A 26,858-nucleotide genomic window follows, 5' to 3' on the forward strand; every position below is an offset into this window, starting at 1 on the left:
CCCAAAGGTGATCCCCCATGCCCTCACGCACAACTTCCGCCACGATGCCCGATCCCTCCGAAGCCACCGAACTCGGCGTGGCCGAAGCCCTGTTGGCCCTGCTGCACGAGACCACCACCGAACCGCGGGCCGACATCCAGCTGGAGGCGCTGACCCTGGCCGTGACCGCCGACCTCCCCGTACTGCTGTGGGGCGAGCCCGGCATCGGCAAGACGGCGGCCCTGACCCAGTTGGCGACGGCCCTCGACCTGCCCCTGACCACCGTGATCGCGAGCGTCCACGAGCCGTCCGACTTCTCGGGGCTGCCCGTCGTGGGCGACGACCCCGCCGTCCAGGGCGTTCCGATGGCCCCGCCGGACTGGGCCGTACGGCTCGTCCGCGCCGGCCGCGGGCTGCTGTTCCTGGACGAGCTGTCCACCGCCCCGCCCGCGGTGCAGGCGGCCCTGCTGCGGCTCGTGCTGGAGCGACGGATCGGTACGCTGCGCCTGCCGCCCGGGGTACGTGTCGTGGCCGCCGCCAATCCGCGCTCCTCGGCCGCGGACGGCTGGGAGCTCAGCCCTCCCCTGGCCAACCGGTTCGTGCACCTTCAGTGGACCCACGACCACGACGTCGTCGTACGCGGGCTCGGCGGGACCTGGCCGCGGGCCACCCTGCCCCGGCTCCACCCGGAGCGCCTGACCGGTGCCGTGTCCTACGCCCGGCGCGCGGTGTGCGCGTTCCTCACCGCACGCCCGGGGCTCGTCCACCGGCTGCCCGGCGGTGAGAGCCGCCGGGGCGGTGCGTGGCCGTCGCCCCGCAGCTGGGAGGCGACCCTGCGGCTGCTCGCCTTCGCGACCGCCGCCGGCGCGTCCCGCGATGTGCTGTCGCTGCTGGTCCGGGGCACCGTCGGGGACGGTCCGGGCCTGGAGTTGCTGGCGGCCCTCGACCGGATGGACCTGCCCGACCCGGAGACGCTGCTCGCCGACCCGGCGGGCGCCGAGCTGCCCCAGCGCGGGGATCTGCGGCAGGCCGTCCTGGACGGGGTGGTGGACGCGGTCCGCAACCGGCCGGAACGCGCCCGCTGGGAGGCGGCCTGGGAGCTGCTGGTGCGGGCGTTGGAGACGGGCGCGCCGGACGTGGTGGTCGTACCGGCGTCCACACTGGCCTCCCTGCGCCGCGACGACTGGGACGTACCGGCGGCGATCGAGCAGCTGTCCGGGGTCGTGACCCTGGCCCGGCGGGCCGACGACGCCGCCCGCCGGGCGACGCCCGCCGCCCGGGGGAACCGATGACGGTGGAGGCGGCGGGGGCGCTGGACCTCGGCAAGCTGTTCGCCGCACGGCTGCACGCGGCACGGGTACGGCCCTATCTGGCGACGGCGCTGTTCGCCCTGCATCCGGTGGAGTCGCGGCAGGTGCCGACGATGGCCGTGGACCGGCACTGGCGGTGCTACGTCTCCCCCGGGTTCGTGGACCGCACGCCGGTGGAGGAACTGGCCGGGGTGTGGGTGCACGAGGTCGCCCATCTGCTGCGCGACCATCACGGGCGTGGCGACCGGGTCGCCCGGCAACGGGGGCTGACCGGCGCCGGCGACCGACTGCGGATGAACATCGCCGCGGACTGCGAGATCAACGACGACGTGTACGGCGACGGCCTCGTGCGACCCGAGGGAGCCGTGACCCCGGGAAGCCTGGGGCTGCCCGAGGGCGAGCTGATGGAGGACTACCTGCGCCTGTTCCGGCTGGGGCCGCACCTGGCGCGGCTGGCCTGGCTGGACTGCGGCAGCGGGGCCGACGGGCTCGCGCGGGAGTGGGACGTGGGCCCGGACGGCGCGCACGGGCTGAGCGACCAGGAGCGGGACGCGGTCCGGTTCCGGGTGGCGCAGGCCATCAACGGCCGGCCGGGCAGCGCACCGAAGGGGTGGCGGCGCTGGGCCGAGGAGGCGTTCCATCCGCCGCAGCCCTGGCGGCAGTTGCTGGGGGCGGCCGTGCGCTCCGCGGTCTCCGGCCCGGGTGCGGGCGAGGACTACAGCTACGGCCGGCCGGCGCGGCGTTCGGCCGGACTGCCCGGTGTCGTGCTGCCGAGCCTGCGGCGCAGGCCGCCGCGGGTGTGCGTGGTCGTCGACACGTCCGGATCGGTCAGCGACGCCGAACTGGGCAGCGCGCTGCTGGAGGTCGCGGCGATCTGCCGGGCCGTGGGCGGGCGGCGGGATCTGGTCGGTGTGGTGTCGTGCGACGCCGCGGCCGGCACCGTGCTGCCCCTGTGCCGGGCGGAGGGCATCGAGCTGGTGGGCGGCGGCGGGACGGATCTGCGCCAGGGGTTCGCCCGGGCGCTGAAGGCACGCCCCGACGTGATCGTGGTCCTGACCGACGGCCAGACGCCATGGCCGGAAGCACGCCCGCCCTGCCGCACGGTGGTGGGCCTGTTCCCCCGCACCGGCCGCACCCCGAACGAGAACAACCCCGACTACCGGCAGGACACACCCCCGGCGTGGGCCCGGGTGGTGACGATCGGGGCGACGGGGCGATGACGGGGCGCGGCCACCGGGACGGGGGCCGGGCCGCGGCCGGAGACGTCAAGGGCCCCCGCCCCGGGTGGGCGCGGACCCCTGCTCCGGCGGGTACCGGCCAGACCGTCGGGCCCCGAGGTCCCCCGCCCGTACCGGCCAGGCTGTCGAGCCTCGAGATTTCTCGCCCGTACCGGCCAGGGGGTCGAATGCCCATGTTCGCGTGCGGGTCCCGGCCAGGGGGCGGACGCCAGGGTCCGCCGCCGGGGCCGGTCGGGAGGTCGGACGCCGGCCTCCCCGGCCGGTGCCGGTCAGGATGTCGGACGCCGTAGCTCGCCGCCGGCCCCGGTCGGGAGCTCGGACGCCGACGTTGGCGGCGGGTGCCGGCCCGGAGACGGGACGCCATAGCTCGCCGCCGGCCCCGGTCGGAAGGTCGGACGCGGATGTTCGCGGCGGGTGCCGGCCAGCAGGTCGGGCGCCGGGCTTCCGGTCGGTGCCGGCCCGAAGCCAGGACTGGCGCCGGGCTTCCCGGCCGGTGCCGGCCCGAAGGTCAGACGCCGACCGTCTCCTCGGCCTCTTCCTCGGCCTCTTCCTCGGCCGCCCGCGCCGCCCGTACGGCGTCCGGCTCCGCGACGGGTTCGGGGGATCCGGTGGTGGCCCCGGGCACGGGCGTGCTCCCGGTGGCGGCCGCGTGCCGAGCCCGGCGGGGCCGCTCGTACAGGGCCGCGAGGCCGGTCGCGGCGAGGCCGACGAGCAGCCAGACCACCAGGGTCCACGCGTTGGACGCAAGGCCGTCACCGTCGAAGTACAGCAGGCTGCGGACGCCCTCGACGAAGCCCGCGCCGTTCCAGAAGGCGTGCAGGGAGCCGAAGAAGCCGTTCTGCAGTTCGGGCCGGAACAACCCGCCGGAGCTCGTGAAGTTCAGCATCACGAACAGCACCATCATGGTCAGCGTGGTCCAGCGCTTGAGGAAGGTGTGCAGGCCGACGCCGATCAGGAGGATGCCCGCCGAGTACAGCCAGGCCATCCCCCACACGCCGGCGAGATCGTGGTGCGCGAGGTGGAACACCGGCCCGGCGAGCAGCGCGCCGATGCCGCCGACCACGGCGGAGACGCCGACGGCGAGCAGTGCGCGCACCCGCATCGCGAGGGCGGCACCCGCGGCACCGAGCGCGGCGACCGAGGCGTAGGAACCGATGCTCAGGGCGATCAGCAGGAAGAACAGCCCCTGCCCGGTGGGGTCGTCGGCGACCGGCGCCGCCACGTCGGTGACCTTCAGCGGCGCGCCCTCCTTCGCGGCGACCGGCGTGAACACCTTCTCCACGGCCGTCGCGCCCATGTCGGAGGCCGCCGTGGCCACCATCAGCTCGGGGGTCCTGGCGCCGGGCACGTAGGCGCCGGTCACCTCACGGGACTTCAGCAGACCGACGGCGTCGGCGCGGGTGGCGACGGTACGGACGTCGAGTCTGTCCCCCGCGGTGTCCTTCACCGTCTGCGCGAAGACCTTGGCCCGGGGGCCGCTGCCGACGACCGCCACCGGCAGGTGGTGCGGCTCCGGGGTGACGAAGGCCCCCATGTACGCGAGCCCCATGCCTATGCACATCAGCAGCGGGGTGACCAGGTGCGTGAGCACATGGCGCAGTGCCGGTGACCTCATCGCGCACGACCTCCATATGGTTGGCTTATACAACTCTCACTTCAAGTTGTACTATACAACTAGAACGCCGGAGGAGGTATTCCCGTGAGCACAGCGGAGTCGGAGTCGGCCGTCGAGACCATCCAGCGCGAGATGACGGTCTTCGCGCGCCGGGCCCGCGCCTCGGCGGGACGCATGCACCCCGAGCTGTCCCTGGTGTCGTACACCCTGCTCGGGCACCTGGAGGAGCGAGGCGGCTGCCGGGCCACCGATCTTGCGGCCCACTACGCACTGGACAAGTCCACGGTGAGCCGCCAGGTGGCCGCGCTGGAGCGGGCCGGGCTGATCGAACGCCGGCTGGACCCGGAGGACCACCGGGTCCAGGTGCTGCATCTGACCGCGGCCGGCGAGGAGATCCTCGCCCAGGTCACCCGCAGCCGCCGGGCCGCGTTCCGGGAGCGGCTCGCCACCTGGCCGGCGGAGGACCTGATCCGGTTCGCGGCCTATCTGGAGCGGTACAACGCCGGGCCGGCCGGCGCGGACTCCGACTGACGGAGCCCGCCCCGCGTCCGGCTACGCCACCGGCACCGCGGCCAGGCCGTCCGCCAGCCGCTCGGGCGCCCGCGCGGCCAGGAACGCCGTACGGCGGCGCAGCCGGAAGCCTAGGGACTCGTACAGCCGGATGGCACTCGCGTTCTCGGCGCTCGTGTGCAGGAACGGTGTCTCGCCCCGCTCCCGGATGCCGTGGGCGACCGCGAGGATCAGGCGGGCGGCCAGCCCCTTCCCGCGGAACGCCGGATCCGTGCAGACCGCGCTGATCTCCGTCCAGCCCGGCGGGTGCAGCCGCTCCCCCGCCATGGCGATCAGCGCGCCGTCGCGACGGATGCCGAGGTAGGTGCCGAGTTCGACGGTGCGCGGCAGGAACGGGCCCGGCCGGGTGCGCTCCACCAGGTCGAGCATCTCGGGTACGTCCGCCGGGCCGAGCCGGACCGCCTCCGCATCCGGTGCGGCGGCCAGGCCGTCGTCCACGAGCTGCACCCCCTCGATCCGGAAGGTGATCTCCCAGTCCGCCGGCACCCGACCGCGGAAGCCGGGCAGCGGGACCTCGGCCCCCGGACCGGCCAGGGCGGCGAGGTCCGCCCAGTCCCGCGCGTCCGGATCGGCCGGCAGCGCCAGCCACGGCGACACGTCGACGGGGTAGCGCAGCACCCGGCCGCGCCGCTCGGCGAAATGGGCGTGCGGGCCCGTCAGAGAGGCGAGGGCGGGGTTGTCGAGGACGTGGGGGACGCCGGCGGCACTCGGGCCGGGGGCGCCGGAACCGGTGGTGGGGCTCACGCGGTCACCTCGATCACGGTCCTGCAGACGGGGGCCTTGCGCATCCTCTTCCTCTCCTCGCTCCTCCGGCATCGTCACCGGCCGCCGGAGCCGGCACTGAGCGCCGCACTGAAGGGGCAAGCAGGGGCGGCGGACCCCTATTCCCGCGCCGGGGCGGAGTTCACGCGGCCGCAATGATCCGGCCGGCGCACACCGATGACCAGGGCCGGGGCACACGGAACGACACAGTACGGTTGAACCATGAACGTCACGCGAGGCTTCACGGGCCGTCCGCGCGTCCACGACCCGGGACTGCCGCCCGGGCAGTACGACGCACGCGACGACTGGCCCGTCCTGTCCGCCGAGGTCACGCCCGCCCTCGCGGCGACCGACTGGTCCTTCCGCATCGACGGACTGGTGGAGCAGCCGCACACCTGGGACTGGGACGCGGCGCACGCACTCCCGGCGTCGGCGTACGACGGTGACATCCACTGCGTGACCGGCTGGTCGAAGTTCGGCGTGCGCTTCGGCGGTGTCTCGCTGGACGCCTTCTTCGATGTGGTGCGGCCCCATGGGTCCGCCACACATGCCGTCGCCCGTTCCCACACGGGGTACACCGCCAACCTGCCGCTCGCCGACCTGACCGGCGGACGGGCCTGGATCGTCTGGGAGTACGACGGCGCGCCACTGCCGGCCGAGCACGGCGGTCCCGCCCGGCTGGTGGTGCCGCACCTGTATTTCTGGAAGAGCGCCAAGTGGATCGCGGGGATCACACTCCTCGACCACGACGAGCCGGGCTTCTGGGAGAAGAACGGCTACCACGCCCGGGGCAACCCCTGGGAGGAGCAGCGGTACTCCGGTGACTGAGACGGTGACGAGCAGCGCGAACTCCCCCGCCCCGGCCGGCGCCGGCGTGCCGCGGTTCGCCGTGCCCGGGCGCATCGAGGTGAGCGGTCAGGTGGCCGCGACGTGGCAGACCGCCACCCTGACGGACATCCGGCGCGAGACCCCCCACGCTTCGACCTTCCGGCTCGCGGTGCCGCGGTGGGCTGGCCATCTGCCCGGCCAGCACCTGATGCTGCGGCTGACCGCCCCGGACGGCTATGTGGCGCAGCGCCACTACTCGATCGCGTCGGCGCCCGACGACTCCGGGCACATCGAGCTGACCCTGGACCGGGTGCCGGACGGGGAGGTCTCCGGGTGGTTCCACACGGTGGCCCGGCCCGGCGACACGATCGAGGTGCGCGGCCCGTTGAGCGGCTTCTTCGCCTGGCCCGGCGACCGACCCGCGCTGCTGCTCGGGGCCGGCTCCGGGATCGTGCCGCTGATGTCGATGGTCCGTCACCACCGCACGCGCGGCCTCACCCTGCCGCTGCGGATGCTGGTGTCCGCGCGGAGCCCCGAAGAACTGATCTACGCGCGGGAACTGGGTACGGAGACGACACCGGTGTACACCCGCAGCGCCCCGGCGGGGGTCCCGGTGGGGCGTATGACGGCCGCACACGTCGCATCGCTCCTGACCGAGCGGCCGACCGACGGCTGGGAGGCCTATGTGTGCGGCTCCAACGGCTTCGCCGAACACGCCTCCCGCCTCCTGGTCGAGGCGGGCCAGCCGACGGAACGCATCCGCATCGAACGCTTCGGCTGAGGCAGCTGCACGCTTTTGCCGACCTCCGGCCGGCGCGTGAGTTGAGATCAGCGGAGGCCTCGGCCGAGATCAGCCGGTCGCCTCGGGCGAGATCAGCCGGAGGCGGCGCGTGAGGCCCTCGCGCACGCCCCAGGACGTGGGCGCAGGCCCAGGTCCCCGTTCGAGGCGAACGCTCCCGCCCGCCGGGGAGCTGCGCCCCCGCCCGGAGACCCCCCGCAGGCAGCGGCTGTCCGTAGCCGCGTGCCTGCGCCCTGTACTCCGGTCGCGCGAGGAGGTCGGTCGCGCGATGGTGGGGCGCATGGCGCGTTCCGTGCTTCACGCGGGCTCGAACTCGCGGTTCACGGCATGCGCGAGGTGCGCCGTACGGGGTACGAGACGGGTGTGGACGCGCGTGTGCGCGGGCGGAGGGGGCGACGGGCCCGAGGACCGGCTCGCTCCAACCCTCCCGCCCCGGCGAGGAGGTGGACATGCGTACCCGGGTGCGTGGCTGGCGCTGGCGGCGCAATCCGCTGCGACGCCGGTCGGACGTCGTGGAGGCGTGGACGGTGCTGGTGGTCGCCGTCCTGCTGTCCGTGGTCGTACCACTCGTCGGGATCGCCGCGGGACTGCACGCCCACGATCAGGCACGGTCGCTCGCCGCGGCTCAGCGGGCCGAACGTCACCAGGTGCGCGCCACGGTGATCGGTGACCCGCCCGTGCGGCCGGCCTCCGGGCAGGGCGAGCGTCGGCATCCCTATCGCGCCCAGGTGCGCTGGACGGAGCCGGGAAAGGCACCCCGAACGGCGTGGGCCCGTGTCCCGGCGGGGACGCACACCGGTGAGGTCGTTCCCGTGTGGTTCGACTCCAGGGGCCGCAGTGTCGCACCGCCGCCCGACGACGTGGCGGTCTGGCAGCACTCGGTGACGTTCGGCCTGTGCGCGGCGGGCGGCGCGGCCGGCGCGGTGCTCCTCGCGCACGCGATCGCCCGGCGGTTCGCGCTCCGCCACCGGCTGGCCGAGTGGGAGCGGGAATGGGCCAGGACGGGCCCGAGGTGGACCCAGCCGAGGACGTGACACGTCCGCGTACGGCGGGCGGACGCGGGCCGACTCACCTGACGGCGGAGAAGTGGACGGACCGGCGGGGCGGGTGAACCGCCCGGCCGAAGTGGGTCACCTGCACCCCGCGGCCTGCCCCGACCCTCACCGCCGCGGCCGCCGTGACGGCCGGTGCGAGAGGCCACTTGCACCGGGAGAACGCAACTTCGACAGGGCCCGCGGAGGCGGCTACCTTCACCTGGTCCTCGGCGATCGCCCACGGTCGCACCGGAGTTCCTTCGGGCTGAGCCCCCCCGGACGTAAGCCCACACCAGGCACCCCCGACCAGGAAGAGACGCATGCCCCATCTCGCGCTGTACACCTTCGGCGTCCTGAAGTCGCCTCTCGCCGATCCCGCACCTCTCACGCAAGAGTTCTACGACATGGGGGAGGCCGTCTACCAGATGATCAGTCAGCACCCCGGGTACCTCGCGCGTGCCGAAGCGGCAGACGGCGAGCGGGGCGTGCTCTTCGGCGCGGACTGGGGTGCGTGGGGAGAGTTCGCCGTACCGAGCTGGTACGGAAAGGGCCGTACGGCGGAGACGACCGCGCTGGCCGCGACCCTCTCGCTCTGGACCGGTCTGCGCCCCGCCTTCGACGCCGTCTACACCGGTCTGCACCGCGCGGCGCTGCACACACGTCACGACTGGTTCGAGAGGACAGGGCACCCGAGTCACGTGAGCTGGTGGGTCTCCGACGGCGTGACACCCACCTGGCAGGACGGGGTCTCCCGGCTGGAGCACCTCCACGACCACGGCTCCGCGCCGCACGCCTTCACCTTCACCCACTCGTTCGCCCCGGACGGCGAGTACCTGAAAGGCGGTTGCTGATGCCCCTGTTCGATCTTCCCCTCGAGGAACTGCGCGCGTACCGCGGTGAGTCCACCGAGCCCGAGGACTTCGACACGTTCTGGGACGGAACCCTCCAGGAGGCGCGTGCGCACGAACTGGGCGCCCGCTTCGAGCGGGTGGAGAGCGGACTGTCCACGGTCGAGGTGTACGACGTCACGTTCGCCGGCTTCGGCGGCCACCCCGTCAAGGGCTGGTTGCGGCTGCCGGCCGGCGCGACGGAACCGCTGCCGCTGGTCGTCGAGTTCCTCGGCTACGGCGGCGGGCGCGGGCTGCCGCACGAGAACCTGCTGTGGGCGTCGAGCGGCCGGGCGCACTTCATGATGGACACGCGCGGGCAGGGCAGCGCCTGGGGCGGCGGTGGCGGCACCGCGGACCCGGTGGGAGCGGCGCCGGCCTACCCGGGGTTCCTGACCCGGGGCGTGGACGCCCCCGAGAACTACTACTACCGCCGGGTGTTCACGGACGCCGTCCGCGCGGTCGAGGCGGCCCGTTCGCATCCGCTGGCCGACGCGACGCGGACCGTGGCGCTCGGCGCCAGCCAGGGCGGCGGCATCTCCCTCGCGGTGGGCGGCCTGGTCCCGGACCTCGTCGCGGTCGCCCCGGACGTGCCGTTCCTGTGCGACTTCCCGCGCGCGGCGACACTGACCGACCGTCATCCGTACCGGGAGATCGCCCTGTTCCTGAAGACGCACCGTGGCCGCGCGGCGGACGTGCTGCGCACCCTGTCCTACTTCGACGGGGTGCACTTCGCCGCCCGCGGCCGGGCCCCGGCCCTGTTCTCGGCCGCCCTGGAGGACCAGACCTGCCCGCCGTCCACCGTGTTCGCCGCGTTCAACGCCTGGGCGCACGAGGACAAGGCGATCGAGGTCTACGACTTCAACGACCACGAGGGCGGCGGCCCCTACCAGGAGGCGGCGCAGCTGCACTGGCTGCGGTCGTACGCGTAGCGCGGAGCAGTGCGGAGCGGTCCCCGCCGCCCTCCCCCCCTTCCCTCCAGTCCGACCAGTCGGTACGTTCACTCTGCCCCGTTCGCAGCGTCGCGGCCGGGGCTCCACGGCGACGACGGAGGCCGCATGTCGGTGCACGAACCGCAGAGGACCGAGACGCAGGAGACGGCGCGGGTCCGGGTCGAGGGACACTGCGACCCGCGGTTCGCCGCGGTCCGCGAGGTCTTCGAGGCGAATTTCCGCGAGCGGGGCGAACTCGGCGCCGCGGTGGCGGTCACCGTCGGCGGGGAGACGGTGGTGGACCTGTGGGGCGGGTGGGCGGACGCGGACCGCACCCGGCCCTGGGAGCGGGACACACTGGTGAACGTGTGGTCGACCGGCAAGGGCCCGGTGGCGCTGTGCGCGCACATCCTCGCGGACCGGGGGCTGCTCGATCTGGACGCCCCCGTGGCCTCGTACTGGCCGGAGTTCGCGGCGGCGGGCAAGGAACGGGTGCTGGTACGTCATCTGCTGGCGCACCGGGCCGGACTGTCCGGGCTGCGCGAGCCGCACTCCCTGTCCGAGCTGTACGACTGGGAGCTGACCACCGCCCGGCTGGCGCGCACGGAACCCTGGTGGGAGCCGGGCACGCGGTCCGGGTACCACGCGCTGACGTACGGCTTCCTGGTCGGCGAGGTCGTCCGGCGGATCTCGGGGCTGCGGCCGGGGGCCTTCCTGGAACGGGAGGTCACCGGGCCACTCGGGATCGACTTCACGTTCGGGCTGCCGGCGAAGGAGGCGGGCCGCGTCGCCGAGCTGGTGCGCCCCTCACCCGCGGCGGGCGGCGAACAGAGCGCGGTCTTCCAGCAGTTGGCGCCGGCGGCTCTGGCGGCCCTGGCCAATCCGCTGGTCGGTGCCGCCGAGGCGAACTCGCCCGAGTGGCGGGCGGCGGAGATCCCCGCCGCGAACGGGCACGGCACCGCCCGGGCCGTGGCCGCGCTGTACGGCGTCCTGGCCGGGCGGGGCACGTACGGCGGCCGGCGGATCCTGTCGCCCGAGGCGGCCGAGCGGGTGCGCGAGGGGCAGGGAAGCTGCCGCGATCTGGTGCTCGGGGCCGGCTTCGAGGGCGAGACGGAGATCGGACTCGGGCTGTGGCTCAGCGGGGCGCACGGGTCGTACGGCCCGAACCCGCGGGCTTTCGGTCATGACGGGTTCGGGGGCTCGTGCGGGCTCGCCGACCCGGAGGCGGGGGTGTCGCTGGGCTACGTCATGAACCGGATGGGCCCCCGTATCGCCGACGACCCACGGAAGACGGCACTCGTCGAGGCTCTGTACCAGGCTCTGTGACACCGGGAACGGTGCGAGCCGGGGCGCGGGTCTCTTTCGGCCGAACCACCCGACCGCTCTTCCCTTGTGGTTTAGACCAATGCTAATTGTGGTCGCGCAATGAGCCCGCACGGCTACGTCTTGTCACCACAGGAGGGCGCGGCATGGCCCGCACCACCCCGAACCAGCCCCCGCAGAGCACCGACCGGCCCCTCTACGCGCAGGTCGCGACACTGCTCCTCGACGAACTACGTGACGGCGTCGTCCCGCCCGGGGAACGACTGCCGTCCGAACGGCACTTGGCGACACACTTCGGGGTCAGCCGGGAGACCGTCCGGCAGGCGCTGGAGATGCTGCGCCGCAACGGCGTCGTCGCCACCGACCGGCGGGGCAGCCACGCCACGCTGCCCGGGGGGCCGGTCGAGGCCCCCGAGTCGCTCGCCTTCCCGGTGGGCGCCCGCTCGGCGGACCCGCGCGCGGTCGACCGGGCCACGGTGACCTGGGAGGTGCCCCCGGCCGGGCACGCCGAGGTACTGGGTCTGGCCCCGCACCGGCCGACCCTGGTGCACCGCTACCGGTCGGTCGCGCCGGACGGTCGCTCGCTGCGGGCGGCGGTGACGTCGTTCTCGGCGGTGGCGTTGGCCGAGGTGGCGGAGCTGGCCCGCTACCGGGACCGGGCGGACGGCGCGACCCCGGCGCAGCTGCGGCGGGCCTACGACTGGATGCGCAGAGCGGGTCTGACCCTGCACCACCGGGACGCCATCTCGCAGGTGGGGGACACGGCCTCGGTCCGGGTCACGCGGCGGGTGCACGACCAGTACGCCCGCCCACTGGAGATCACCGATCTGGTGGTGAACGCCGAACGGGACGCCCTGGTCTACGAGTTCACGCTGCCGGCGGCGGGCTGAGCCGGCGTGCCACCACCAGGCGGGCCCGCGGGCTGCCGTCGTCGCGCCGCCCGAACCCGGGAAGCGCGGACAGCTCGACCGCGAACCCGGCGCGGCCCAGCTCCTCCAGCACCATCCCGAGGCGGAAGGCCCTGTAGTACATGACGAACGGCGGCCGCCACAGCGCGTTGCGCACCCGCATCACCGCGTCGAAGCCGAGCAGCGTCCAGTAGGCGGGGTGCGTGGGGCGCGGCGGGGCCAGGACGGGGAAGGCGAAGCGGCCGCCGGGGCGCAGGGCCGCGTGGACCTGACGGAAGAGAGTCGGCAGTTCACGGGGCAGGAAGTGGCCGAACGCCCCGAAGGAGACGACGAGATCGAAGGCGGCCGTGAAGGGCAGGGCCCGGGCGTCACCGCGCACCCACGCGAGCGCGGGCCCGGCGCCCGGCCGGACCCGGCGCCGGGCGACGTCGAGCATCCCGGCGCTGAAGTCGACCCCGGTGACACTGTTCCGGCAGAGCCCGGTGAGCACCTCCGTGCCGGCGCCCGTGCCGCAGCACAGGTCGAGTCCGTCCCCGAAGGGTCCCGCCGGGGCGAGCGCCCTCGCCACGGACTCCAGGATCGAGTCGGACGTCCGGAACGGGGTGTGGTCGAACTTCGGGGCCAGCAGGTCGTACCCGTGCTCGACGGACGACAGCGCCTGTACGGCGAGTTCGCGCAAGGTGGGACCGTCGGGACCGTACATGCCGTCAGCCCATGGTCACGCGCTGCCGGAGGACCGCCAGGGCACGCTCGCACCAGCGCAGGTTCTCCTCCTCGAAGCCGATCCCGGCCATGAGGGTGAGATACGGGCCGACGCGGTCGGAGGTGCGCAGGTACTCGTCCTCGGTGCGCCCGTCGAGGAGGCGGTCGCGCACCCGGCGGTAGCGGTCGAGTTTGCCGCGCACCCAGCCCATGCGCTCCTCGATCAGCGCCCGGGTGACGTCGGGGTCGCCGCCGTCCATCGCCTGGATCTTGATGAGGAGTTCGTCGCGGACGGCCGTGGGCCGCTTCGGCGGATCCGCGGCGAACGCGGCCAGCTCCGCCCGGCCGGTCCCGGTGAGCGTGAACATCCGCTTGTTGGGACGGCGTTCCTGCTGCACGGTGCGTGCCTCGACGAGCCCGTCCTGCGCGAGCCGCTCCAGCTCCCGGTAGAGCTGCTGGGGAGTGGCGGGCCAGAAGTTGGCGAGTGAGACGTCGAACGACTTGGACAGCTCGTAGCCCGAGGCCTCGCCCTCCAGCAGGGCGGCCAGGACGGCGTACCTGAGCGACATGTGGACAGGCTAGCAGCCATTGATTAATGTCATCCGCACCTATTCAAAAAGTTGAGTATGCGAGGTGATCCGATGCGCGCGTTCCGCGAGGCGGTCGAGGCCGGGGACATGGACGCCGCCGAGGCGCTGCTGGCCGAGGACGTCGTCTTCACCAGCCCGGTCGTCTTCAAGCCGTATCCGGGCAAGGCGATCACCGCGGCGATCCTGCGCGCGGTCGCCCAGGTCTTCGAGGACTTCCGGTACGAGCGGGAGATCGGCGACCCGGCGGGCCACGACCATGCGCTGGTCTTCACCGCCCGGGTGGGCGACCGCCGGCTGACCGGCTGCGACTTCCTGCACGTGAACGAGGACGGCCTGATCGACGACTTCATGGTCATGGTCCGGCCGCTGTCGGGCGCGCACGCCCTGGCCGAGGCCATGGGCGCACGCTTCGAGCAGATCGCGAAGGAGGCGGAGGCCCGGTCGGCCTGAGCGCGGTGCCGGCCGACCGGAGGAGGCACGGGCGTCAGTCCCTGAGCTGCTTCAGGGTCGCCCTGGCGTCCGTCTTCAGCCAGTCGGTGACGTCGGTCAGGACGGGCGGGGTCTTGTCCTGGCTGTAGGAGCTCAGGTAGGCGCTGTAGCTCATCGTGTACGTCACCCAGCCGTCGCGGACGGCGAGCGTGGCGTACCGGGAGCCGCTGCTGGAGGAGCCGCTGCTGGTGTCCTGGCTGACCAGGTAGGCCTCGTCGCCGATACCCTCGACCGGGTCGACGTCGTAGTCCTTGTGGCTGTCCCCGTAGTTCTTCCAGGTCGCGGTGAACTCGGGCCCCGGGTCGGTCTTCTTGTGCAGGTCCAGCTGCATGTACAGATACGCGTCGGCGTAGCTGGAGCCGGTCTTCTTCAGATTGACGCTGCAGTAACTCTCGTCCAGCGCCTGGTCCTTGAGCGAGGTCCGGGTCGGCGCGGAGTCGTCCTGGGTGTACTCGTCCTTGAAGGAGGAGTAGTCGGCGCTGGAGCACATGTTCGCGGGCGCCGAGTAGCCGCGCAGGTCCGCGCTGCCGCCGGTGCCGCCGAGCAGGAAGACCCCGCCGGCCCACGCGGCGGAGGCGACGACCGCGCCGACGGCCGCCCACAGCACGGCTCTTCCGGCCCCGCCACCACCGGTCGCGGGCGGCGGGGCGGGTGCGGGACCGTACGGGGGAGCCTGGGTGTACGGGTTGGCGGGCGGCTGCGGCTGACCGGGGTGGCCGACCAGCGTGGGCTGCGCGTAGAAGTTCCCCGGCGGAGCGGACTGCGGGCCGGGGTACGGGTAGGCAGTCGGCTGCGACGGGACGGCCGGCTGCGGAGCGGGCTGCTGCGGCGGCTGGTCGGCCGGCTGCGGGGACTGCGGTGGCGTGGACATGTCCTGAACATAGTGGACGGTTGCCGGTCAAGTCCCCCGGGATCGGCGATCGTCGACGACCGGGGTCATCCGGTGCCGTTCCGTGACACAGCGGTCATGAACCGGGCCGGGGTGCGCGTGGCCGGTGCGCGGCTCAGGCTCCGGCGGGCGCGAGGCGGACCGGCAGACTGCGCACGCTGTTGCCGACGAAACCGGCGTGGGGAGCCAGCTCGGCCTCGGGTACGGCGAGTTCGAGTGCCGGGAAGCGGGTGAAGAGCCGTTCCAGCGCGACCGTCGCCTCCAGCCGGGCCAGCGGCGCGCCCAGGCAGAAGTGGGCGCCGTGCCCGAGCGAGAGATGGCGTGCGGCGTCGGGCCGCACCGGGCGGGTGACGTCGAAGCGGTCGGCGTCCGGGCCGTGCGCCGCCGGGTCGCGGCCGGCCGCGGAGTAGCCGGCGAGCACGGGTGTGCCGGCCGGGATGACCGTCCCGTCGACGGTCAGGTCCCGCACCGGGTAGCGGAACGGGAAGTAGCTGACCGGCGCGTCCCAGCGCAGGGTCTCCTCCACCACGTCGGCCCAGCTCGCCGTGCCGGCCCGTACCAGGTCGAGTTGGTCCGGGTGGGCGCACAGCGCGCGGACGGCGTTGGTGATGAGGTTGAGGGTCGTCTCGTGGCCGGCGATGATCATCAGCACGAGGGTGCCGATGAGTTCCTGGTGGCTGAGCCGGTCCCCGCCCTCGTCCCGGGCGGCGATCAGCGCGCTGGTGAGGTCGTCCGCCGGACGGGCCGCCTTGGCCGCGGCGATCTCCCCGAGGACGGCGACGAGTTCGCGGTTGGCGGCGATGGCGTCGGCGGGCTCGGTGTCGGTGGCCACGACCTTGCTGCTCAGCTGGTGCAGCCGCGCCCGGAACTCGACGTCCACGCCGAGCAGTTCGCTGATGACGTCCATCGGCAGGGGCAGCGCGAAATGCCGCCGCAGATCGGCGGTGCCACCGCCCGCCGCGGCGGCCCGCTCCAGCCCGTCGAGGAGCTGGGCGGTCAACTCCTCGACGGGGGGCCGGAGTTCCTCCACGCGGCGCGGGGTGAAGGCGCGGCCGACGAGCGACCGCAGACGCCGGTGGTCGTCGCCGTCCGCGGTGGTCATGCCCTGGACCGTCGCGAAGGTCAGCAGCGGCCAGCCCTCCGCCACCCGGCCCTCGCGCAGAGCCGTGAAGTGCGCTGCGCTCTTGGCGACTTCGGGGTGCTGCAGGAACTCCTTCAGCGCCTCGTGCCCGAGGACGGCCATCCCCTCGATCCCGCCGGGCAGCTCGACCGGGGCGACGGCACCCCCGGACAGCAGACGCGCGTTGACGGCGTGCGGGCAGCCACCGGAGGGGTCGAGGCGGTGCGGGGTACGGGCGGGCGGGTGCTCCACGGAATCTCCTGACGTTCCCATGACAAGACGGGTCGATCGTAGGGTCGCCGGGGCGGTACCGGCAGGCCGTCGGGCCGCGCCGGCGGTGCCGTACGCCCGGCCTGCCTCTCCCGACCGCGGGAATACCCCGGTGCGGCGCCTTGTTGGGAGAGTCACGGACACAGCGACCCGTCCAGTGGTACTGTGCCGAAAGCACTCGTGCACGTCCTTCCATGGACGCCGGTGCAGGTTCCTCTCTTCACGCTGATCGTTCCGCCGTTGTCCCGGATCTCCGGCTCTCGGCGCGTCAGCTTTTCCGCACCATCTCGTCGGCGGGCTCTCGCCGCCGTACCCGAGGTGCCGTTCCCGCCGCCGGAGACAGGTGTGCACACCTCCCGATCGCGGCCTCTCCCCTTCTGCTCCTCCCTTCCGTCCGTGAAAGGACACCGCATGACCACCACACTCGAACACCCTCCCGCGGCCCCGCAGCCACCGGCCGCCCGACTCGTCACCGGCGTCCTGGACGTCGACGCACAGGGGAAGGGGCACCTGCGGGGCGCGAGCCTCCTGCCCTCCCCCGCCGACCCGCAGGTCCCCGCGGCACTCGTCCGCCGGTACGGACTGCGCAAGGGCGACCTGGTCGAGGGCGTCCGCGACGCCCGGCGCGCCCTGACCGACGTCGCCCGCGTCGACGGGCGCGTCCCCGCCGAACTCCGCACCCGCCGGAACTTCCGCGACCTCACCCCGCTCCACCCGCACCGGCGGCTCCGCCTCGAACATCCCGCGTCCGGCCTCGCGGGACGGGTCACCGACCTCTTCGCGCCGGTCGGCAAGGGCCAGCGCGGCCTCGTCGTGGCCCCGCCCAAGAGCGGCAAGACCGTACTGCTCCAGCAACTCGCCGCCGCCGTGGCGGGCAACCACCCGGAGTGCCGCCTCATGGTCCTGCTGCTGGACGAGCGCCCCGAGGAGGTCACCGAGATGCGCCGATCGGTACGCGGCGAGGTCTACGCCTCCACCTTCGACCGGCCGGCCAAGGAGCACATCGCCCTCGCCGAACTCGTCGTCGAGCGGGCCAAACGCCTGGTGGAGGCCGGCGAGGACGTCGTCGTCCTGCTGGACTCGCTGACCCGGCTGTGCCGGGCGCACAACAACGCCTCCGCCGCCGGCGGGCGCACCCTGAGCGGTGGCGTCGACGCCGGCGCGCTGCTCGGCCCCAAGCGGTTCTTCGGCGCCGCGCGCCAGGCCGAGGAAGGCGGGTCCCTCACCATCCTCGCCACCGCGCTGGTGGACACCGGATCCCGCGCCGACGGCTACTTCTTCGAGGAGCTGAAGAGCACGGGCAACATGGAACTCCGTCTGGACCGGGAGCTCGCCGGCCGCCGTGTCTTCCCCGCCGTGGACATCGACACCACCGGCACCCGCCGCGAGGAACTCCTGCTCGAACCGGCCGAGTTGGCCGCCGTACACGGGCTGCGCCGAGCCCTGCGCCCGCGCGAGGGCGGACCGGCCCCCCTGGACACCCTCCTGGAGCGGCTGCGGAGCACTCCGGACAACGCCACGTTCCTGCGGCGGATCCTGCCCACGCTGCCCGCCTGCTGACGGCCCGGTGCATCGTCCGGGTTGCTCCCGTGGGCCGAACGGCCCTCGCAGCGCGTTGGGCGGCGCTCCCGTTCGTACGTTGAATCATATGATCACCGGACTTTCTCATCGGGCGGTTGTATCGACCTGTGCCCTCTGCGTGGCCGGAGTGCTGGCGCTGTCGCCGGCCACCGCCGCCGCCGGGCCCCGCGCCGGGGAACCCGCGCCGCCGCAGCCCCGGGCGGCGATGCCCGGGCCCTCCCTGCTCTACGGCTCCGACACGCAGGTCCGGCCGCACCGCGGCGCGCCCGAGGTGCCGGAGGTCTCGGCGCTCTCCTGGCTGGTCGCGGACGCCGACAGCGGAGAGGTGCTGGCGGCGAACCACGCACACCGCAGACTGCCGCCCGCGAGCACCATGAAGACCCTGTTCGCCCTCACCGTGCTGCCCACGCTGCCCAGCGGCCTCCAGCACACCGTGCGCTACCAGGAGCTGGCCGACGTCGGCGAGGGCAGCAGCCTCGTCGGCGTCGAGGAGGGGCACACCTACCGGGTCGCCGACCTGTGGCACGGGGTCTTCCTCAGCTCCGGCAACGACGCCGTGCACGTACTGGCCTCGCTGAACGGCGGCTGGCGGGCCACCACCGACCGCATGCAGCAGAAGGCCCGCTCGCTCGGCGCCATGGACACCCACGTCGTCTCCCCCGACGGCTACGACGCCCCCGGACAGGTCTCCTCCGCGTACGACCTGGCCGTCTTCGGCCGCGCCGGGCTGCACAACGCCGACTTCGCCCGGTACTGCGGGACCGCGCAGGCCGACTTCCCCGGTGACGGGTCGCCGTACGCGATCGAGAACACCAACCGGCTGCTGACCGGCGAGGACGGGGTGGCGCCGTACCCCGGTCTCCTCGGCATCAAGAACGGCTACACCAGCAACGCGGGCAACACGCTCGTGGCCGCCGCCCGCCGCGGCGGGCGCACCCTGGTGGTGACCGTGATGAACCCTCAGGAGGGCGGCGGACTCGCGGTGTACGAGGAGGCGCGGCAGCTGCTGGACTGGGGATTCGAGGCGGCCGGGCGGGTCGATCCGGTCGGCTCGCTGGACGGACTGCGCGCCAAGTCCCGGCCGGCGGCCGTCCCCGTGGCAGCGGCCACCTCCGGATCGAGAGACGAGGAGGAGGGCTGGTCCGGCACCGCCGTCGTCGGAGGGCTCTCGGGGCTCGGTGCCGTGGCCGTGGCGCTGGCGTTGCGGTCCAAGGGCAACCGGGCCGAGCGGAGCTGACCCGTGGGCAGGCGGAGCAGCAGGGCCAGCGCGATCCACGTGTAGGTGTTGCTGCCGAGGAAGCCGACCGGTCCGGACGCGTCGTCGAACCACAGCCACACCACGCTGGTGCACAGGACCGCGAACAGGGCGCCCGCGACCCGCCGATGCCCGGCGCGCCACAGCACGGCGAAGGACGGGAGCAGCCACACCAGGTGGTGCACCCAGGTGATCGGGCTGACCAGGCAGGCCGCCGCACCGGTGAGCGCGAAGGCCGCCGTCCAGTCGCCGGCCGCGACCGCGCGGCGGCTGCGCCACGCCCAGACGCACAGGGTCAGCAGGACCGCCGTCGCCCACAGCGGGCGGCCGGACTCGCCGAGGCGGGCCAGCACGCCCTGCAGGGACTGGTTCGACACGTAGTCGAGCCGGCCCACCCGCCCGGTGTCCCACAGCGCCTCGGTCCAGTAGTGGCGCGACGCCCCCGGATCGGCCCAGGCGGCCAGCGCCGTCGCCGCGGCGGCCACGGCCGTCGCGGTCGCCGCGGCCCGCCGGCGCCCGGCGAGCAGCAGCAGGCCGATGAAGAGCGCGGGCGTGAGCTTCACGGCGGCGGCCAGCCCGATGCCCGCCCCCGCCCAGCGGCCCCGGCCGCCCGCCAGCAGCCGGGCGTCGCCGAGCACCAGGGCGAGCAGGACGAGGTTCACCTGACCGAAGCTGAAGGTGTCCCGCAGCGGTTCGAACAGTGCGAGCAGGCACAGCACCAGCGACCAGCGGTACCAGCCGTGCCGTCGCCACTCGGGGCCGGCCAGGACGCGCAGCACCGCCGCCAGCGCGGCCAGGTTCACCAGCAGGGAGGCGACGATCGCGGTGTTCCGGCCGACCATGGCGAGCGGCAGCATGGCGACGGCGGCGAACGGCGGGTATGTGAAGCCGTACGCGGTGCCGGGGACCCGGTAGTCGTAGATCCGGCCGCCGTGGAGCGCCCACGTGTGCACGGTCCCGTAGTAGACGCGCAGGTCGAAGAAGTCGCGCAGCAGCGGCACGGTGGCCGTGAACACCGTCACGGCGGCCACCAGGCACGACACGAACAGGAGGCGGCCCCGGTCGGTGCGCGGGACGAGCCGCGCCAGGCGCCCCGCCGGCCCGGTCATGCCGTGCGTCCCGGTGCCGGGGCCTGCGCCGCCTGGTGCGCCTGCCACAGGACGACCACCCCGAGCACCCCGCCGGAGACCGCGAGCACCAGCTGGCCGAGGTCGGCGGGCCCGCCGCTGGGCAGCACGGCGAGCGCGAGCACGACCGCCAGGGCGGCCACCCGGTGCCGTACGGAGGAGCTGGGCGCGCCGGCGGCGATGAGGAAGAGGCCCCACAGCACGTACCAGGGACGGATCGCCGGACCGAACACCGCGACGGCCAGCAGGCTGAGGCCGAGCGCGTACACCGGTCTCGGGCGCAGCCGCAGCCATATCAGCAGGACGGCGGCGGCGGTGGCCGCGAGGCCGAGCAGGTGCCAGGCCGGGACGGCGAGCGGTGCCAGGCCGCTGCCGAGGTGGTCGAGCAGGGCGGCGGTGGCCCGTCCGAGGAGGCTGGTCAGGGCCCAGTTCTGCGGTGAGACCGGGGTGTTCAGGGCGCCGATCCAGCCGTAGCCGGTGCCGGCCACGGCGGTGGCGGCGACCGTGGTCGCGGCGGCGGCCGCCGCCGTGGTCAGGACGGCGGGCAGCGGACGGCGGCCGGAGCGCACCTGGAGGGCCACGACGGCGAGGAGGCCGAGCGCCGCCGGTGCCTTGACGAGGGCGGCGAGCGTGACGAGCACGGCGCCGACGGCAGGTCCGCGGCCGCGTGCCGCGACCAGGCCGAGCCCGAGCAGACCCAGCATGAGCGCGTCGTTGTGGGCACCCGCGACCAGGTGCAGCAGGACGAGCGGGTTGAGGGCGCCGAGCCACAGGGCGGCGGCCGGGTCGGCGCCGCTGTGCCGGGCGAGGCGGGGCAGCGCCACCGCCATGAGGGCGACGCCGAGCAGGGCCATCAGACGCATGCCGAGCAGGCCGGCGGGCAGCTCGCCCCGGGTCAGCCCGGACAGGGCGGACGCCAGGGCCAGGAAGGCCGGACCGTACGGGGCTCCGGTGTGCCGCCACATCGGGGCCACCTCGTCGGCGAGCGGACCGCCGAGCTGGGCGGGCCCGTGCGCGTAGACGTCCATGTGCGCGTCGACCATGGCGCCCTGCGCGAGGTAGCTGTAGACGTCCCGGCTGAACAGCGGCGGGGCGAGCAGCAGCGGCGCGGTCCAGACGGCGAGCACCAGGAGCAGGGCGCGCGGGGTGGGCGGCCGGGGTCCGCGGACGAGGCGGCCGAGCAGGGCCCAGGCCGCGATCAGCAGGACGACGCCGAAGTACACGCCGACCAGGCCGAGCGCGGCCCGCACCGAGGCCGGCGCCAGGAGGTCCTGGACGGGCAGGGCACCGGCCGTCTCACCGCCCAGCGCGAGAGAGGCGGTGCCGGCCAGCCCCAGCAACTGGCAGCGGCGGAGATCGACGGGAAAGGCCATGGCCAACACCGGTTCAGGGTGTCGATGCCGGATGGCCGGAAGGCGACGCCCCCTCCACCGGCGGGCGGCCCGGACGTGACCGGCACGTGCGGACCACCAGGCCGGTGGCCCGGCCGTCGGGCGGCGGCCTCGGCCGACCGCCGGGGCGGTCAGAACACCGACAGCCCGGTGAGGGTGGTGAAGCGGTCCAGGGCCGCCACGCCGGCCACCGAGTTGCCGCGCTCGTCCAGCCCCGGGCTCCACACGCACAGGGTGCAGCGCCCCGGTACGACCGCGATGATGCCGCCGCCGACACCGCTCTTGCCGGGCAGGCCCACCCGGTAGGCGAAGTCGCCGGCCGCGTCGTACGTGCCGCAGGTCAGCATCACCGCGTTGACCTGCTTGGCCTCGCTGCGGGTGAGCAGCCGGGAGCCGTCGGCGCGGATGCCGTGCCGGGCCAGGAAGCCGGTGGCCAGGGCCAGGTCGGCGCAGGAGGCGGCGATGGAGCACTGCCGGAAGTACTGGTCGAGCAGGACCGGCACGTCGTTGTCGATGTTGCCGTAGGACGCCATGAAATGGGCGAGGGCGGCGTTGCGGGCGCCGTGCGCGTTCTCGGAGGCGGCGACCTCCTTGTCGAAGTCGAGGGCGGGGTTGCCGCTCTCGGCGCGCAGGAAGGCCAGCAGTTCGCCGGCGGCGTCACCGGTCCGGGTCTGGAGGCGGTCGGTGACGACGAGGGCGCCCGCGTTGATGAAAGGATTCCGCGGGATGCCGTTCTCGTACTCCAGCTGCACCAGGGAGTTGAAGGGGTTGCCGGAGGGCTCACGGCCCACGTGCTCCCAGAGTTCGTCGCCCTCCCGGGCCAGGTCCAGGGCGAGCGTGAAGACCTTGGTGACGGACTGCGTGGAGAACGGCTGCCGCCACTCCCCCACCCCGTACACCGTGCCGTCCAGCTCCGCGACGGCCATGCCGAAGCTGCGCGGGTCGCGGGCCGCGAGCGCCGGGATGTAGTCGGCGGGACGGCCGCGCCCGGGGGTGCGGCTCATCTCCTCGGCGATGCGCTCCAGGACCGGCAGGAAGGTGAGGGACGACGTCGTTGTCATGATCACCATTGTGCCTCCGGGCCGGTCCCCGAGCGTAGTCGTGCGGGCCTCGCCGCTGGTCAGGCGAGCCGGGCCCCGCTGCCCGCGACGACCTCCGGGCGGAGCAGGTCGGCGAGCCTCTCGGCCGGCAACAGACCCTTCTCCAGGACCAGTTCGGCCACGCCCCGGCCGGTGACGAGGGCCTCCTTGGCGATGTCGGTGGCCGCCGTGTAGCCGATGTGCGGGTTCAGGGCGGTGACCAGGCCGATGGAGTTCTCGACGGTCGCGCGCAGCCGCTCGGTGTTGGCGGTGATACCGGACACGCAGCGCTCGGCCAGGGTGAGACAGGCGTTCCGCAGATGGGTGATCGACTCGGACAGCGAGTGCAGGATGACCGGCTCGAAGGCGTTCAGCTGGAGCTGTCCTGCCTCGGCGGCCATGGTGATGGCGACGTCGTTGCCGATGACCTCGAAGGCGACCTGGTTGACCACCTCGGGGATCACCGGGTTGACCTTGCCCGGCATGATCGACGAACCGGCCTGCACCGCCGGCAGGTTGATCTCGCCGAGCCCGGCGCGCGGCCCGGAGGACAGCAGGCGCAGGTCGTTGCAGCTCTTGGAGAGCTTGACGGCGATCCGCTTGAGCACGCCGGACATCTGCACGAACGCACCGCAGTCCTGGGTGGCCTCCACCAGATTGGCGGCGGTGACCAGGGGCAGGCCGGTGAGGACGGACAGGTGCCTGCGGGCGGCCTCGGCGTAACCCTGCGGGGCGTTGAGGCCGGTGCCGATGGCCGTGGCACCGAGGTTGATCTCCTGGATCAGCTCGACGGCCTCCGCGAGCCGGCTGCGGTCCTCGTCGATCATGACGGCGAAGGCGGAGAACTCCTGGCCGAGCGTCATCGGCACGGCGTCCTGCAACTGCGTGCGGCCCATCTTGAGCACGTCACGGAACTCGACGGCCTTGCGGGCGAAGGCGTCCTGGAGGACGGCCATCGCCTTGAGCAGGCCGCGTACCGCGAACACCGTCGCGATCTTCACGGCGGTCGGGTAGACGTCGTTGGTGGACTGGCCGAGGTTGACGTCCTCGTTGGGGTGCAGGTGGGTGTACTCGCCCTTGGCGTGGCCGAGCAGCTCCAGCGCGCGGTTCGCCACGACCTCGTTGGCGTTCATGTTGGTGGAGGTGCCGGCACCGCCCTGGATGACGTCCACGACGAACTGGTCGTGCAGGCCGCCGGCGCGGATCTCACGGCAGGCGGCGACGATCGCGGCGGCCTTCGGCGGCGCGAGCAGGCCGAGTTCCTCGTTCGCGAGGGCGGCGGCCTCCTTCACGGCGGCCAGGGCGTCGATCAGGTGCGGGTACGCGGAGATCGGGGTGCCGGTGATGGGGAAGTTCTCCGTCGCGCGCAGGGTGTGGATGCCCCAGTACGCGTCGGCGGGCACCTCGCGGTCGCCGAGCAGATCGTGTTCGGAACGGGTGGGCGCGAGCATGAGGGTACGGGCCTCTTTCTGAGGTACGGAGGTGAAGGCGGCGGCTGTCGGCTGGGGCGGTGGCGGTCGAGGGGCGGGGGCGGGGCTGGGCCTCGGGCGTTCTGCCGTCGGCACCGGCAATCGGCAGTCCGGCCGGCCATCGGCGGTGGGCGGCAGCGTCGGCTGAGGCGATGGCCATGGAGGGTCGGCGTTGGACGTCGGGCGATGGCGGTCAGCAATCGGGTTCGACGTCGGGCGACAGCGGTCGGTGGTCGGGATAGGCACCGGAACGTTGGCCAGTGTCGGTCGGCACTGGACGTCGGGGACGGCGGTCGGCGATCGGGACCGGTCTTGGGCGGTCGGCCGTCGGCGACGGCATGGCGACGGTCGCAGTCAACCGGCGCCTCCCGGCGACGGCGGCCGGCACCTGGCGATGAGCCGTCGGCGTCGACATCCTCTCGGCAATCGGCGCCCGGCTCAGGCGGTGGCCGTCGGCGCTGGGCGTCGGCAGCCGACGGTCGGCCTCAGTCGGCGCCCACCACCTGCCACGCGACGCCCGGCCCGGCACCCGGCGGAGTCCTACACGCAGGCGGGGGTCGGGACGGGGTCCAGCGCGCGCACGGTCCGTACGGACCCCACCGGCTCCCCGCCGCCCAGCAGCGGCTCCCCCGCGAAGGCGGTGAGCAGGCCGGGGTCCACGCCCGCGCGGGCGAGCGCCGCCGCGGCGACCGGGATCCGCGCCCGGTTCGCGCCGTCGGCGATCTTCACGGCGACGGCCGTGCCGTCCGGCAGCGCGGCCACCTGGACGCCCTCGAAGCCGTCCTTGGCGAGCAGCCCGGGCACCGCCCGCATGAGCGCGGCCACGTCGCGGCCGGCGCCGGAGGCCATCTCGGCGTGCTCGCGCATGGCGTCGGCGACCCGGGCCTCGGGCGTGCCGGGCGCGGCCGAGGTGATGCGGGCCAGGGCGCGGGCGAGGCCGTGCAGCGAGATGGAGAACAGCGGGGCCCCGCAGCCGTCGACGCTCACGCGGGCGACACGCTGGCCGGTGAGGTCCTCGACAGTCCGCGCGACGGCCTGCTGGAGCGGGTGCGCCGGGTCGAGGTAGTCCCCGAGGGTCCACCCGTTGAGCTTGGCGGTCCACAGCATGGCCGCGTGCTTGCCGGAGCAGTTCTGCGCGAGGCGGGACGGCGCCCGGCCCGCGCGGACCCACGCGTCGCGGACGGCCGGGTCGAACGGCATGTCCGGCACGTTGCGCAGGTCGTCCTCGCCGAGTCCGGCCAGGGCGAGGATGCGGCGGGTGCCGTCGAGGTGGCGTTCCTCGCCGGAGTGGCTGGCGGCCGCCAGCGACAGCAGCGCGCCGTCGAGAGGCAGTCCGGCGCGCAGCATGGCCACGGCCTGGAGGGGCTTGACGGCCGAGCGCGGGTAGAAGGCGGCCTCGACGTCGCCGAGCTGGAACCGCACCTGGCCGTCGCCGTCGAGGACGACGACCGAGCCGTAGTGGATGCCCTCGACGACACCGCTGCGCAGGAGGTGGGCGACGGGGGCGTGGAGGGGTTCGCGGACGACGGGCGCGTCCGCGGGGGAACTGCTGAGCATCACTGCCTGCATCTCGGGGTCGGTTTCGGCCGGTACGCGGGTCACGCGTCCGCACCGGTGGACTGGCGCGTTATTCGGCCGGGGAGGCCGTACGGGCCCGTGGGAGGCGCCGCGAGGACCGCCGGCGGAACGGGCCCGGTGGTGCGCCCGGCGCCGTGGGTGAGGGCGCGGGCGGGGAGCGCCACGGCACCGGTCGGGAGCCGTGGCGGGTCCGCGAAGTGCCGCCCGCTCACGTCTCGGGTCCGGCCTGCGCGGGAAGGCCGGTGCGCCGGGGGCGCACGATGTCGGTGAGGGAGGTCTCGACGCGGTCCAGGTGGTGGCTCATGGCCTCCACCGCGTCGAGCTCGGAACCGTCTACGAGCGCCTCGACGATCGCCCGGTGCTCGCGGTTGGACTGCTCGCGGCGGCCGCCCAGCTCGTTGAGGAACGCCGACTGACGCGCGAGGGCGTCGCGGATCTCCTCGATGACCCGGCGGAAGACCGGGTTCTGGGCGGCCTCGGCCACGGCGAGGTGGAAGAGGGTGTCCATCGCGACCCAGGCGGTGGTGTCCGTCTCCCGTTCCATGCGGTCCAGGATGTGCACCAGGTGGTCCAGGTTCTCCGGGGTGCGGCGCAGGGCCGCGTATCCGGCGACCGGGATCTCTATGTGGCGGCGCACTTCGAGCAGGTCGCTGGCCGCGTAGTCGCCGAAGGTGGGGTCCTCGACCGAGCCGGCGACGACGAAGGTGCCCTTGCCGGTCCGGGAGACGGTCAGGCCCATCGTCTGCAGCGCGCGCAGCGCCTCGCGGAGCACGGGCCGGGACACCTCGAGGGTCCGGCACAGCTCGGCCTCGGAGGGAAGCTTGTCGCCGATGGCGTACTCGCCGCGTTCGATGGCGCCGCGGAGGTGGGCGAGGACCGCTTCCATGGCGCTGACGCGCCGCGGACCCAGACCACCTATCTGGCTGTCTGACAGGTTCACGGGAGCGATCCTGCGCGCTGCGGACCGGGAGTGTCAAGCCGCCGGGGTGCGGAGACGGCGGCGGGGGGGGGGGGGGGCGGGGGGGGGGGGCCCCCCCCCCGGGGGGGGGGGGGGGGGGGGGCGGGGGGGGGGGGGGGGGGCGCGCCCCCCCCCCCCCCCCCCCCCCCCCCCCAACCGGGGGATAAACAAAACC

Annotated in this window: 24 protein-coding genes and 1 pseudogene; 13 read left to right on the forward strand and 12 right to left on the reverse strand. The window is 74.0% G+C overall.

All coding sequences use genetic code 11. From position 1 onward, the window contains the following. The first annotated feature begins 17 nt into the window (after window positions 1–17). Together ACF08B_RS18510 and ACF08B_RS18515 are read left to right on the forward strand one after the other, a co-directional pair. Entirely contained in the window at window positions 18–1,271 is a 1,254-nt protein-coding gene (locus ACF08B_RS18510) for an AAA family ATPase (RefSeq protein WP_392318311.1), read from the forward strand. Continuing rightward, entirely contained in the window at window positions 1,268–2,509 is a 1,242-nt protein-coding gene (locus ACF08B_RS18515; protein ID WP_392318312.1) for a VWA-like domain-containing protein, read from the forward strand. Before ACF08B_RS18510 ends, ACF08B_RS18515 begins: the two co-directional genes overlap by 4 nt. A gap of 526 nt (window positions 2,510–3,035) precedes the next feature. Here the strand turns inward: ACF08B_RS18515 and ACF08B_RS18520 are convergent. Further along, window positions 3,036–4,142 (reverse strand): hypothetical protein, encoded by a 1,107-nt coding sequence (locus ACF08B_RS18520; protein WP_392318313.1) that lies wholly within the window; start codon window positions 4,140–4,142, stop codon window positions 3,036–3,038. Window positions 4,143–4,274: 132 nt separating this feature from the next. On the opposite strand from ACF08B_RS18520, the gene ACF08B_RS18525 reads away from it, so the two are divergent. After that, the gene (locus tag ACF08B_RS18525) at window positions 4,275–4,673 is read left to right on the forward strand and encodes a MarR family winged helix-turn-helix transcriptional regulator (RefSeq protein ID WP_392318557.1); all 399 of its coding nucleotides are present in this window, start codon (window positions 4,275–4,277) and stop codon (window positions 4,671–4,673) included. Window positions 4,674–4,694: 21 nt separating this feature from the next. On the opposite strand, the gene ACF08B_RS18530 is transcribed toward ACF08B_RS18525, so the two are convergent. After that, window positions 4,695–5,456: a GNAT family N-acetyltransferase gene (locus tag ACF08B_RS18530; protein ID WP_392318314.1), complete on the reverse strand. Its 762-nt coding sequence runs from the start codon at window positions 5,454–5,456 to the stop codon at window positions 4,695–4,697. A 240-nt stretch (window positions 5,457–5,696) separates the two neighbouring features. On the opposite strand from ACF08B_RS18530, the gene ACF08B_RS18535 reads away from it, so the two are divergent. The 7 genes from ACF08B_RS18535 to ACF08B_RS18565 all read left to right on the forward strand — a co-directional run bounded on the left by ACF08B_RS18535 (window position 5,697) and on the right by ACF08B_RS18565 (window position 12,167). Beyond that, the gene (locus ACF08B_RS18535; RefSeq protein ID WP_392318315.1) at window positions 5,697–6,302 is read left to right on the forward strand and encodes a sulfite oxidase-like oxidoreductase; all 606 of its coding nucleotides are present in this window, start codon (window positions 5,697–5,699) and stop codon (window positions 6,300–6,302) included. 61 nt (window positions 6,303–6,363) lie between these two features. Beyond that, window positions 6,364–7,083: a ferredoxin reductase gene (locus ACF08B_RS18540; RefSeq protein WP_392318558.1), complete on the forward strand. Its 720-nt coding sequence runs from the start codon at window positions 6,364–6,366 to the stop codon at window positions 7,081–7,083. 467 nt (window positions 7,084–7,550) lie between these two features. Continuing rightward, entirely contained in the window at window positions 7,551–8,135 is a 585-nt protein-coding gene (locus tag ACF08B_RS18545) for a hypothetical protein (protein ID WP_392318316.1), read from the forward strand. A gap of 320 nt (window positions 8,136–8,455) precedes the next feature. Next, window positions 8,456–8,986, forward strand: coding sequence for a DUF3291 domain-containing protein (locus ACF08B_RS18550; RefSeq protein ID WP_392318317.1), 531 nt, complete (start codon window positions 8,456–8,458; stop codon window positions 8,984–8,986). Next, window positions 8,986–9,954, forward strand: a complete 969-nt coding sequence (locus tag ACF08B_RS18555) for an acetylxylan esterase (RefSeq protein WP_392318318.1) — start codon at window positions 8,986–8,988, stop codon at window positions 9,952–9,954. The genes ACF08B_RS18550 and ACF08B_RS18555 overlap by 1 nt, the downstream gene beginning before the upstream one ends. Before the next feature lie 126 nt (window positions 9,955–10,080). Continuing rightward, window positions 10,081–11,280: a serine hydrolase domain-containing protein gene (locus ACF08B_RS18560; protein ID WP_392318319.1), complete on the forward strand. Its 1,200-nt coding sequence runs from the start codon at window positions 10,081–10,083 to the stop codon at window positions 11,278–11,280. A gap of 143 nt (window positions 11,281–11,423) precedes the next feature. After that, window positions 11,424–12,167 carry a GntR family transcriptional regulator gene (locus tag ACF08B_RS18565; protein WP_392318320.1) on the forward strand — a complete coding sequence of 248 codons (744 nt, stop codon included), beginning with the start codon at window positions 11,424–11,426 and terminating at the stop codon, window positions 12,165–12,167. On the opposite strand, the gene ACF08B_RS18570 is transcribed toward ACF08B_RS18565, so the two are convergent. Continuing rightward, entirely contained in the window at window positions 12,145–12,888 is a 744-nt protein-coding gene (locus ACF08B_RS18570) for a class I SAM-dependent methyltransferase (protein WP_392318321.1), read from the reverse strand. The two genes, ACF08B_RS18565 and ACF08B_RS18570, sit on opposite strands and share 23 nt — an antisense overlap. Window positions 12,889–12,892: 4 nt before the next feature. Next, window positions 12,893–13,456 (reverse strand): PadR family transcriptional regulator, encoded by a 564-nt coding sequence (locus tag ACF08B_RS18575; protein WP_392318322.1) that lies wholly within the window; start codon window positions 13,454–13,456, stop codon window positions 12,893–12,895. 72 nt (window positions 13,457–13,528) lie between these two features. Between ACF08B_RS18575 and ACF08B_RS18580 the strand changes: the two genes are divergently transcribed. After that, the gene (locus tag ACF08B_RS18580) at window positions 13,529–13,927 is read left to right on the forward strand and encodes a nuclear transport factor 2 family protein (RefSeq protein WP_093479626.1); all 399 of its coding nucleotides are present in this window, start codon (window positions 13,529–13,531) and stop codon (window positions 13,925–13,927) included. Window positions 13,928–13,961: 34 nt separating this feature from the next. Here ACF08B_RS18580 and ACF08B_RS18585 read toward each other — a convergent pair whose 3' ends face one another. Both ACF08B_RS18585 and ACF08B_RS18590 read right to left on the reverse strand, forming a co-directional pair. After that, complete coding sequence (locus ACF08B_RS18585) at window positions 13,962–14,837, reverse strand: hypothetical protein (protein ID WP_392318323.1); 876 nt, start codon at window positions 14,835–14,837, stop codon at window positions 13,962–13,964. A gap of 133 nt (window positions 14,838–14,970) precedes the next feature. Further along, window positions 14,971–16,248 carry a cytochrome P450 gene (locus tag ACF08B_RS18590; protein ID WP_392318324.1) on the reverse strand — a complete coding sequence of 426 codons (1,278 nt, stop codon included), beginning with the start codon at window positions 16,246–16,248 and terminating at the stop codon, window positions 14,971–14,973. Between the two features lie 408 nt (window positions 16,249–16,656). On the opposite strand from ACF08B_RS18590, the gene rho reads away from it, so the two are divergent. Further along, the gene (rho, locus tag ACF08B_RS18595) at window positions 16,657–17,805 is read left to right on the forward strand and encodes a transcription termination factor Rho (protein WP_392318325.1); all 1,149 of its coding nucleotides are present in this window, start codon (window positions 16,657–16,659) and stop codon (window positions 17,803–17,805) included. 226 nt (window positions 17,806–18,031) lie between these two features. Continuing rightward, window positions 18,032–18,727 (forward strand): annotated as a pseudogene (locus tag ACF08B_RS18600) (D-alanyl-D-alanine carboxypeptidase family protein); the annotation flags it as partial. A 59-nt stretch (window positions 18,728–18,786) separates the two neighbouring features. On the opposite strand, the gene ACF08B_RS18605 reads toward ACF08B_RS18600, so the two are convergent. From ACF08B_RS18605 to ACF08B_RS18630, 6 genes are all read right to left on the reverse strand, one after another. Next, window positions 18,787–20,190 (reverse strand): glycosyltransferase 87 family protein, encoded by a 1,404-nt coding sequence (locus ACF08B_RS18605; RefSeq protein WP_392318326.1) that lies wholly within the window; start codon window positions 20,188–20,190, stop codon window positions 18,787–18,789. Continuing rightward, the gene (gene mptB / locus ACF08B_RS18610) at window positions 20,187–21,581 is read right to left on the reverse strand and encodes a polyprenol phosphomannose-dependent alpha 1,6 mannosyltransferase MptB (protein WP_392318327.1); all 1,395 of its coding nucleotides are present in this window, start codon (window positions 21,579–21,581) and stop codon (window positions 20,187–20,189) included. Before mptB ends, ACF08B_RS18605 begins: the two co-directional genes overlap by 4 nt. Before the next feature lie 149 nt (window positions 21,582–21,730). Then, window positions 21,731–22,669: a glutaminase gene (locus tag ACF08B_RS18615; protein ID WP_392318328.1), complete on the reverse strand. Its 939-nt coding sequence runs from the start codon at window positions 22,667–22,669 to the stop codon at window positions 21,731–21,733. A 50-nt stretch (window positions 22,670–22,719) separates the two neighbouring features. Beyond that, a complete protein-coding gene (gene aspA, locus ACF08B_RS18620) occupies window positions 22,720–24,129 on the reverse strand; it encodes an aspartate ammonia-lyase (protein WP_392318329.1) in 1,410 nt (469 codons plus the stop codon). Between the two features lie 558 nt (window positions 24,130–24,687). Continuing rightward, the gene (locus tag ACF08B_RS18625; protein ID WP_392318559.1) at window positions 24,688–25,704 is read right to left on the reverse strand and encodes an asparaginase; all 1,017 of its coding nucleotides are present in this window, start codon (window positions 25,702–25,704) and stop codon (window positions 24,688–24,690) included. A gap of 229 nt (window positions 25,705–25,933) precedes the next feature. Beyond that, window positions 25,934–26,611 carry a FadR/GntR family transcriptional regulator gene (locus tag ACF08B_RS18630; protein ID WP_392318560.1) on the reverse strand — a complete coding sequence of 226 codons (678 nt, stop codon included), beginning with the start codon at window positions 26,609–26,611 and terminating at the stop codon, window positions 25,934–25,936. Window positions 26,612–26,858 lie beyond the last annotated feature (247 nt).

This window comes from Streptomyces sp. NPDC015139, from assembly GCF_043079785.1.
GTDB lineage: Bacteria > Actinomycetota > Actinomycetes > Streptomycetales > Streptomycetaceae > Streptomyces > Streptomyces albidocamelliae.

Coding starts and splice junctions, on each gene's coding strand:
- ACF08B_RS18510 (WP_392318311.1), top strand. CDS start 18: ATGCCCTCACGCACAACTTCCGCCACGATGCCCGATCCCTCCGAAGCC.
- ACF08B_RS18515 (WP_392318312.1), top strand. CDS start 1,268: ATGACGGTGGAGGCGGCGGGGGCGCTGGACCTCGGCAAGCTGTTCGCC.
- ACF08B_RS18520 (WP_392318313.1), bottom strand. CDS start 4,142: ATGAGGTCACCGGCACTGCGCCATGTGCTCACGCACCTGGTCACCCCG.
- ACF08B_RS18525 (WP_392318557.1), top strand. CDS start 4,275: ATGACGGTCTTCGCGCGCCGGGCCCGCGCCTCGGCGGGACGCATGCAC.
- ACF08B_RS18535 (WP_392318315.1), top strand. CDS start 5,697: ATGAACGTCACGCGAGGCTTCACGGGCCGTCCGCGCGTCCACGACCCG.
- ACF08B_RS18545 (WP_392318316.1), top strand. CDS start 7,551: ATGCGTACCCGGGTGCGTGGCTGGCGCTGGCGGCGCAATCCGCTGCGA.
- ACF08B_RS18550 (WP_392318317.1), top strand. CDS start 8,456: ATGCCCCATCTCGCGCTGTACACCTTCGGCGTCCTGAAGTCGCCTCTC.
- ACF08B_RS18555 (WP_392318318.1), top strand. CDS start 8,986: ATGCCCCTGTTCGATCTTCCCCTCGAGGAACTGCGCGCGTACCGCGGT.
- ACF08B_RS18560 (WP_392318319.1), top strand. CDS start 10,081: ATGTCGGTGCACGAACCGCAGAGGACCGAGACGCAGGAGACGGCGCGG.
- ACF08B_RS18565 (WP_392318320.1), top strand. CDS start 11,424: ATGGCCCGCACCACCCCGAACCAGCCCCCGCAGAGCACCGACCGGCCC.
- ACF08B_RS18570 (WP_392318321.1), bottom strand. CDS start 12,888: ATGTACGGTCCCGACGGTCCCACCTTGCGCGAACTCGCCGTACAGGCG.
- ACF08B_RS18575 (WP_392318322.1), bottom strand. CDS start 13,456: ATGTCGCTCAGGTACGCCGTCCTGGCCGCCCTGCTGGAGGGCGAGGCC.
- ACF08B_RS18580 (WP_093479626.1), top strand. CDS start 13,529: ATGCGCGCGTTCCGCGAGGCGGTCGAGGCCGGGGACATGGACGCCGCC.
- ACF08B_RS18585 (WP_392318323.1), bottom strand. CDS start 14,837: ATGTCCACGCCACCGCAGTCCCCGCAGCCGGCCGACCAGCCGCCGCAG.
- ACF08B_RS18590 (WP_392318324.1), bottom strand. CDS start 16,248: ATGGGAACGTCAGGAGATTCCGTGGAGCACCCGCCCGCCCGTACCCCG.
- rho (WP_392318325.1), top strand. CDS start 16,657: ATGACCACCACACTCGAACACCCTCCCGCGGCCCCGCAGCCACCGGCC.
- ACF08B_RS18605 (WP_392318326.1), bottom strand. CDS start 20,190: ATGACCGGGCCGGCGGGGCGCCTGGCGCGGCTCGTCCCGCGCACCGAC.
- mptB (WP_392318327.1), bottom strand. CDS start 21,581: ATGGCCTTTCCCGTCGATCTCCGCCGCTGCCAGTTGCTGGGGCTGGCC.
- ACF08B_RS18615 (WP_392318328.1), bottom strand. CDS start 22,669: ATGGTGATCATGACAACGACGTCGTCCCTCACCTTCCTGCCGGTCCTG.
- aspA (WP_392318329.1), bottom strand. CDS start 24,129: ATGCTCGCGCCCACCCGTTCCGAACACGATCTGCTCGGCGACCGCGAG.
- ACF08B_RS18625 (WP_392318559.1), bottom strand. CDS start 25,704: ATGCTCAGCAGTTCCCCCGCGGACGCGCCCGTCGTCCGCGAACCCCTC.
- ACF08B_RS18630 (WP_392318560.1), bottom strand. CDS start 26,611: ATGGAAGCGGTCCTCGCCCACCTCCGCGGCGCCATCGAACGCGGCGAG.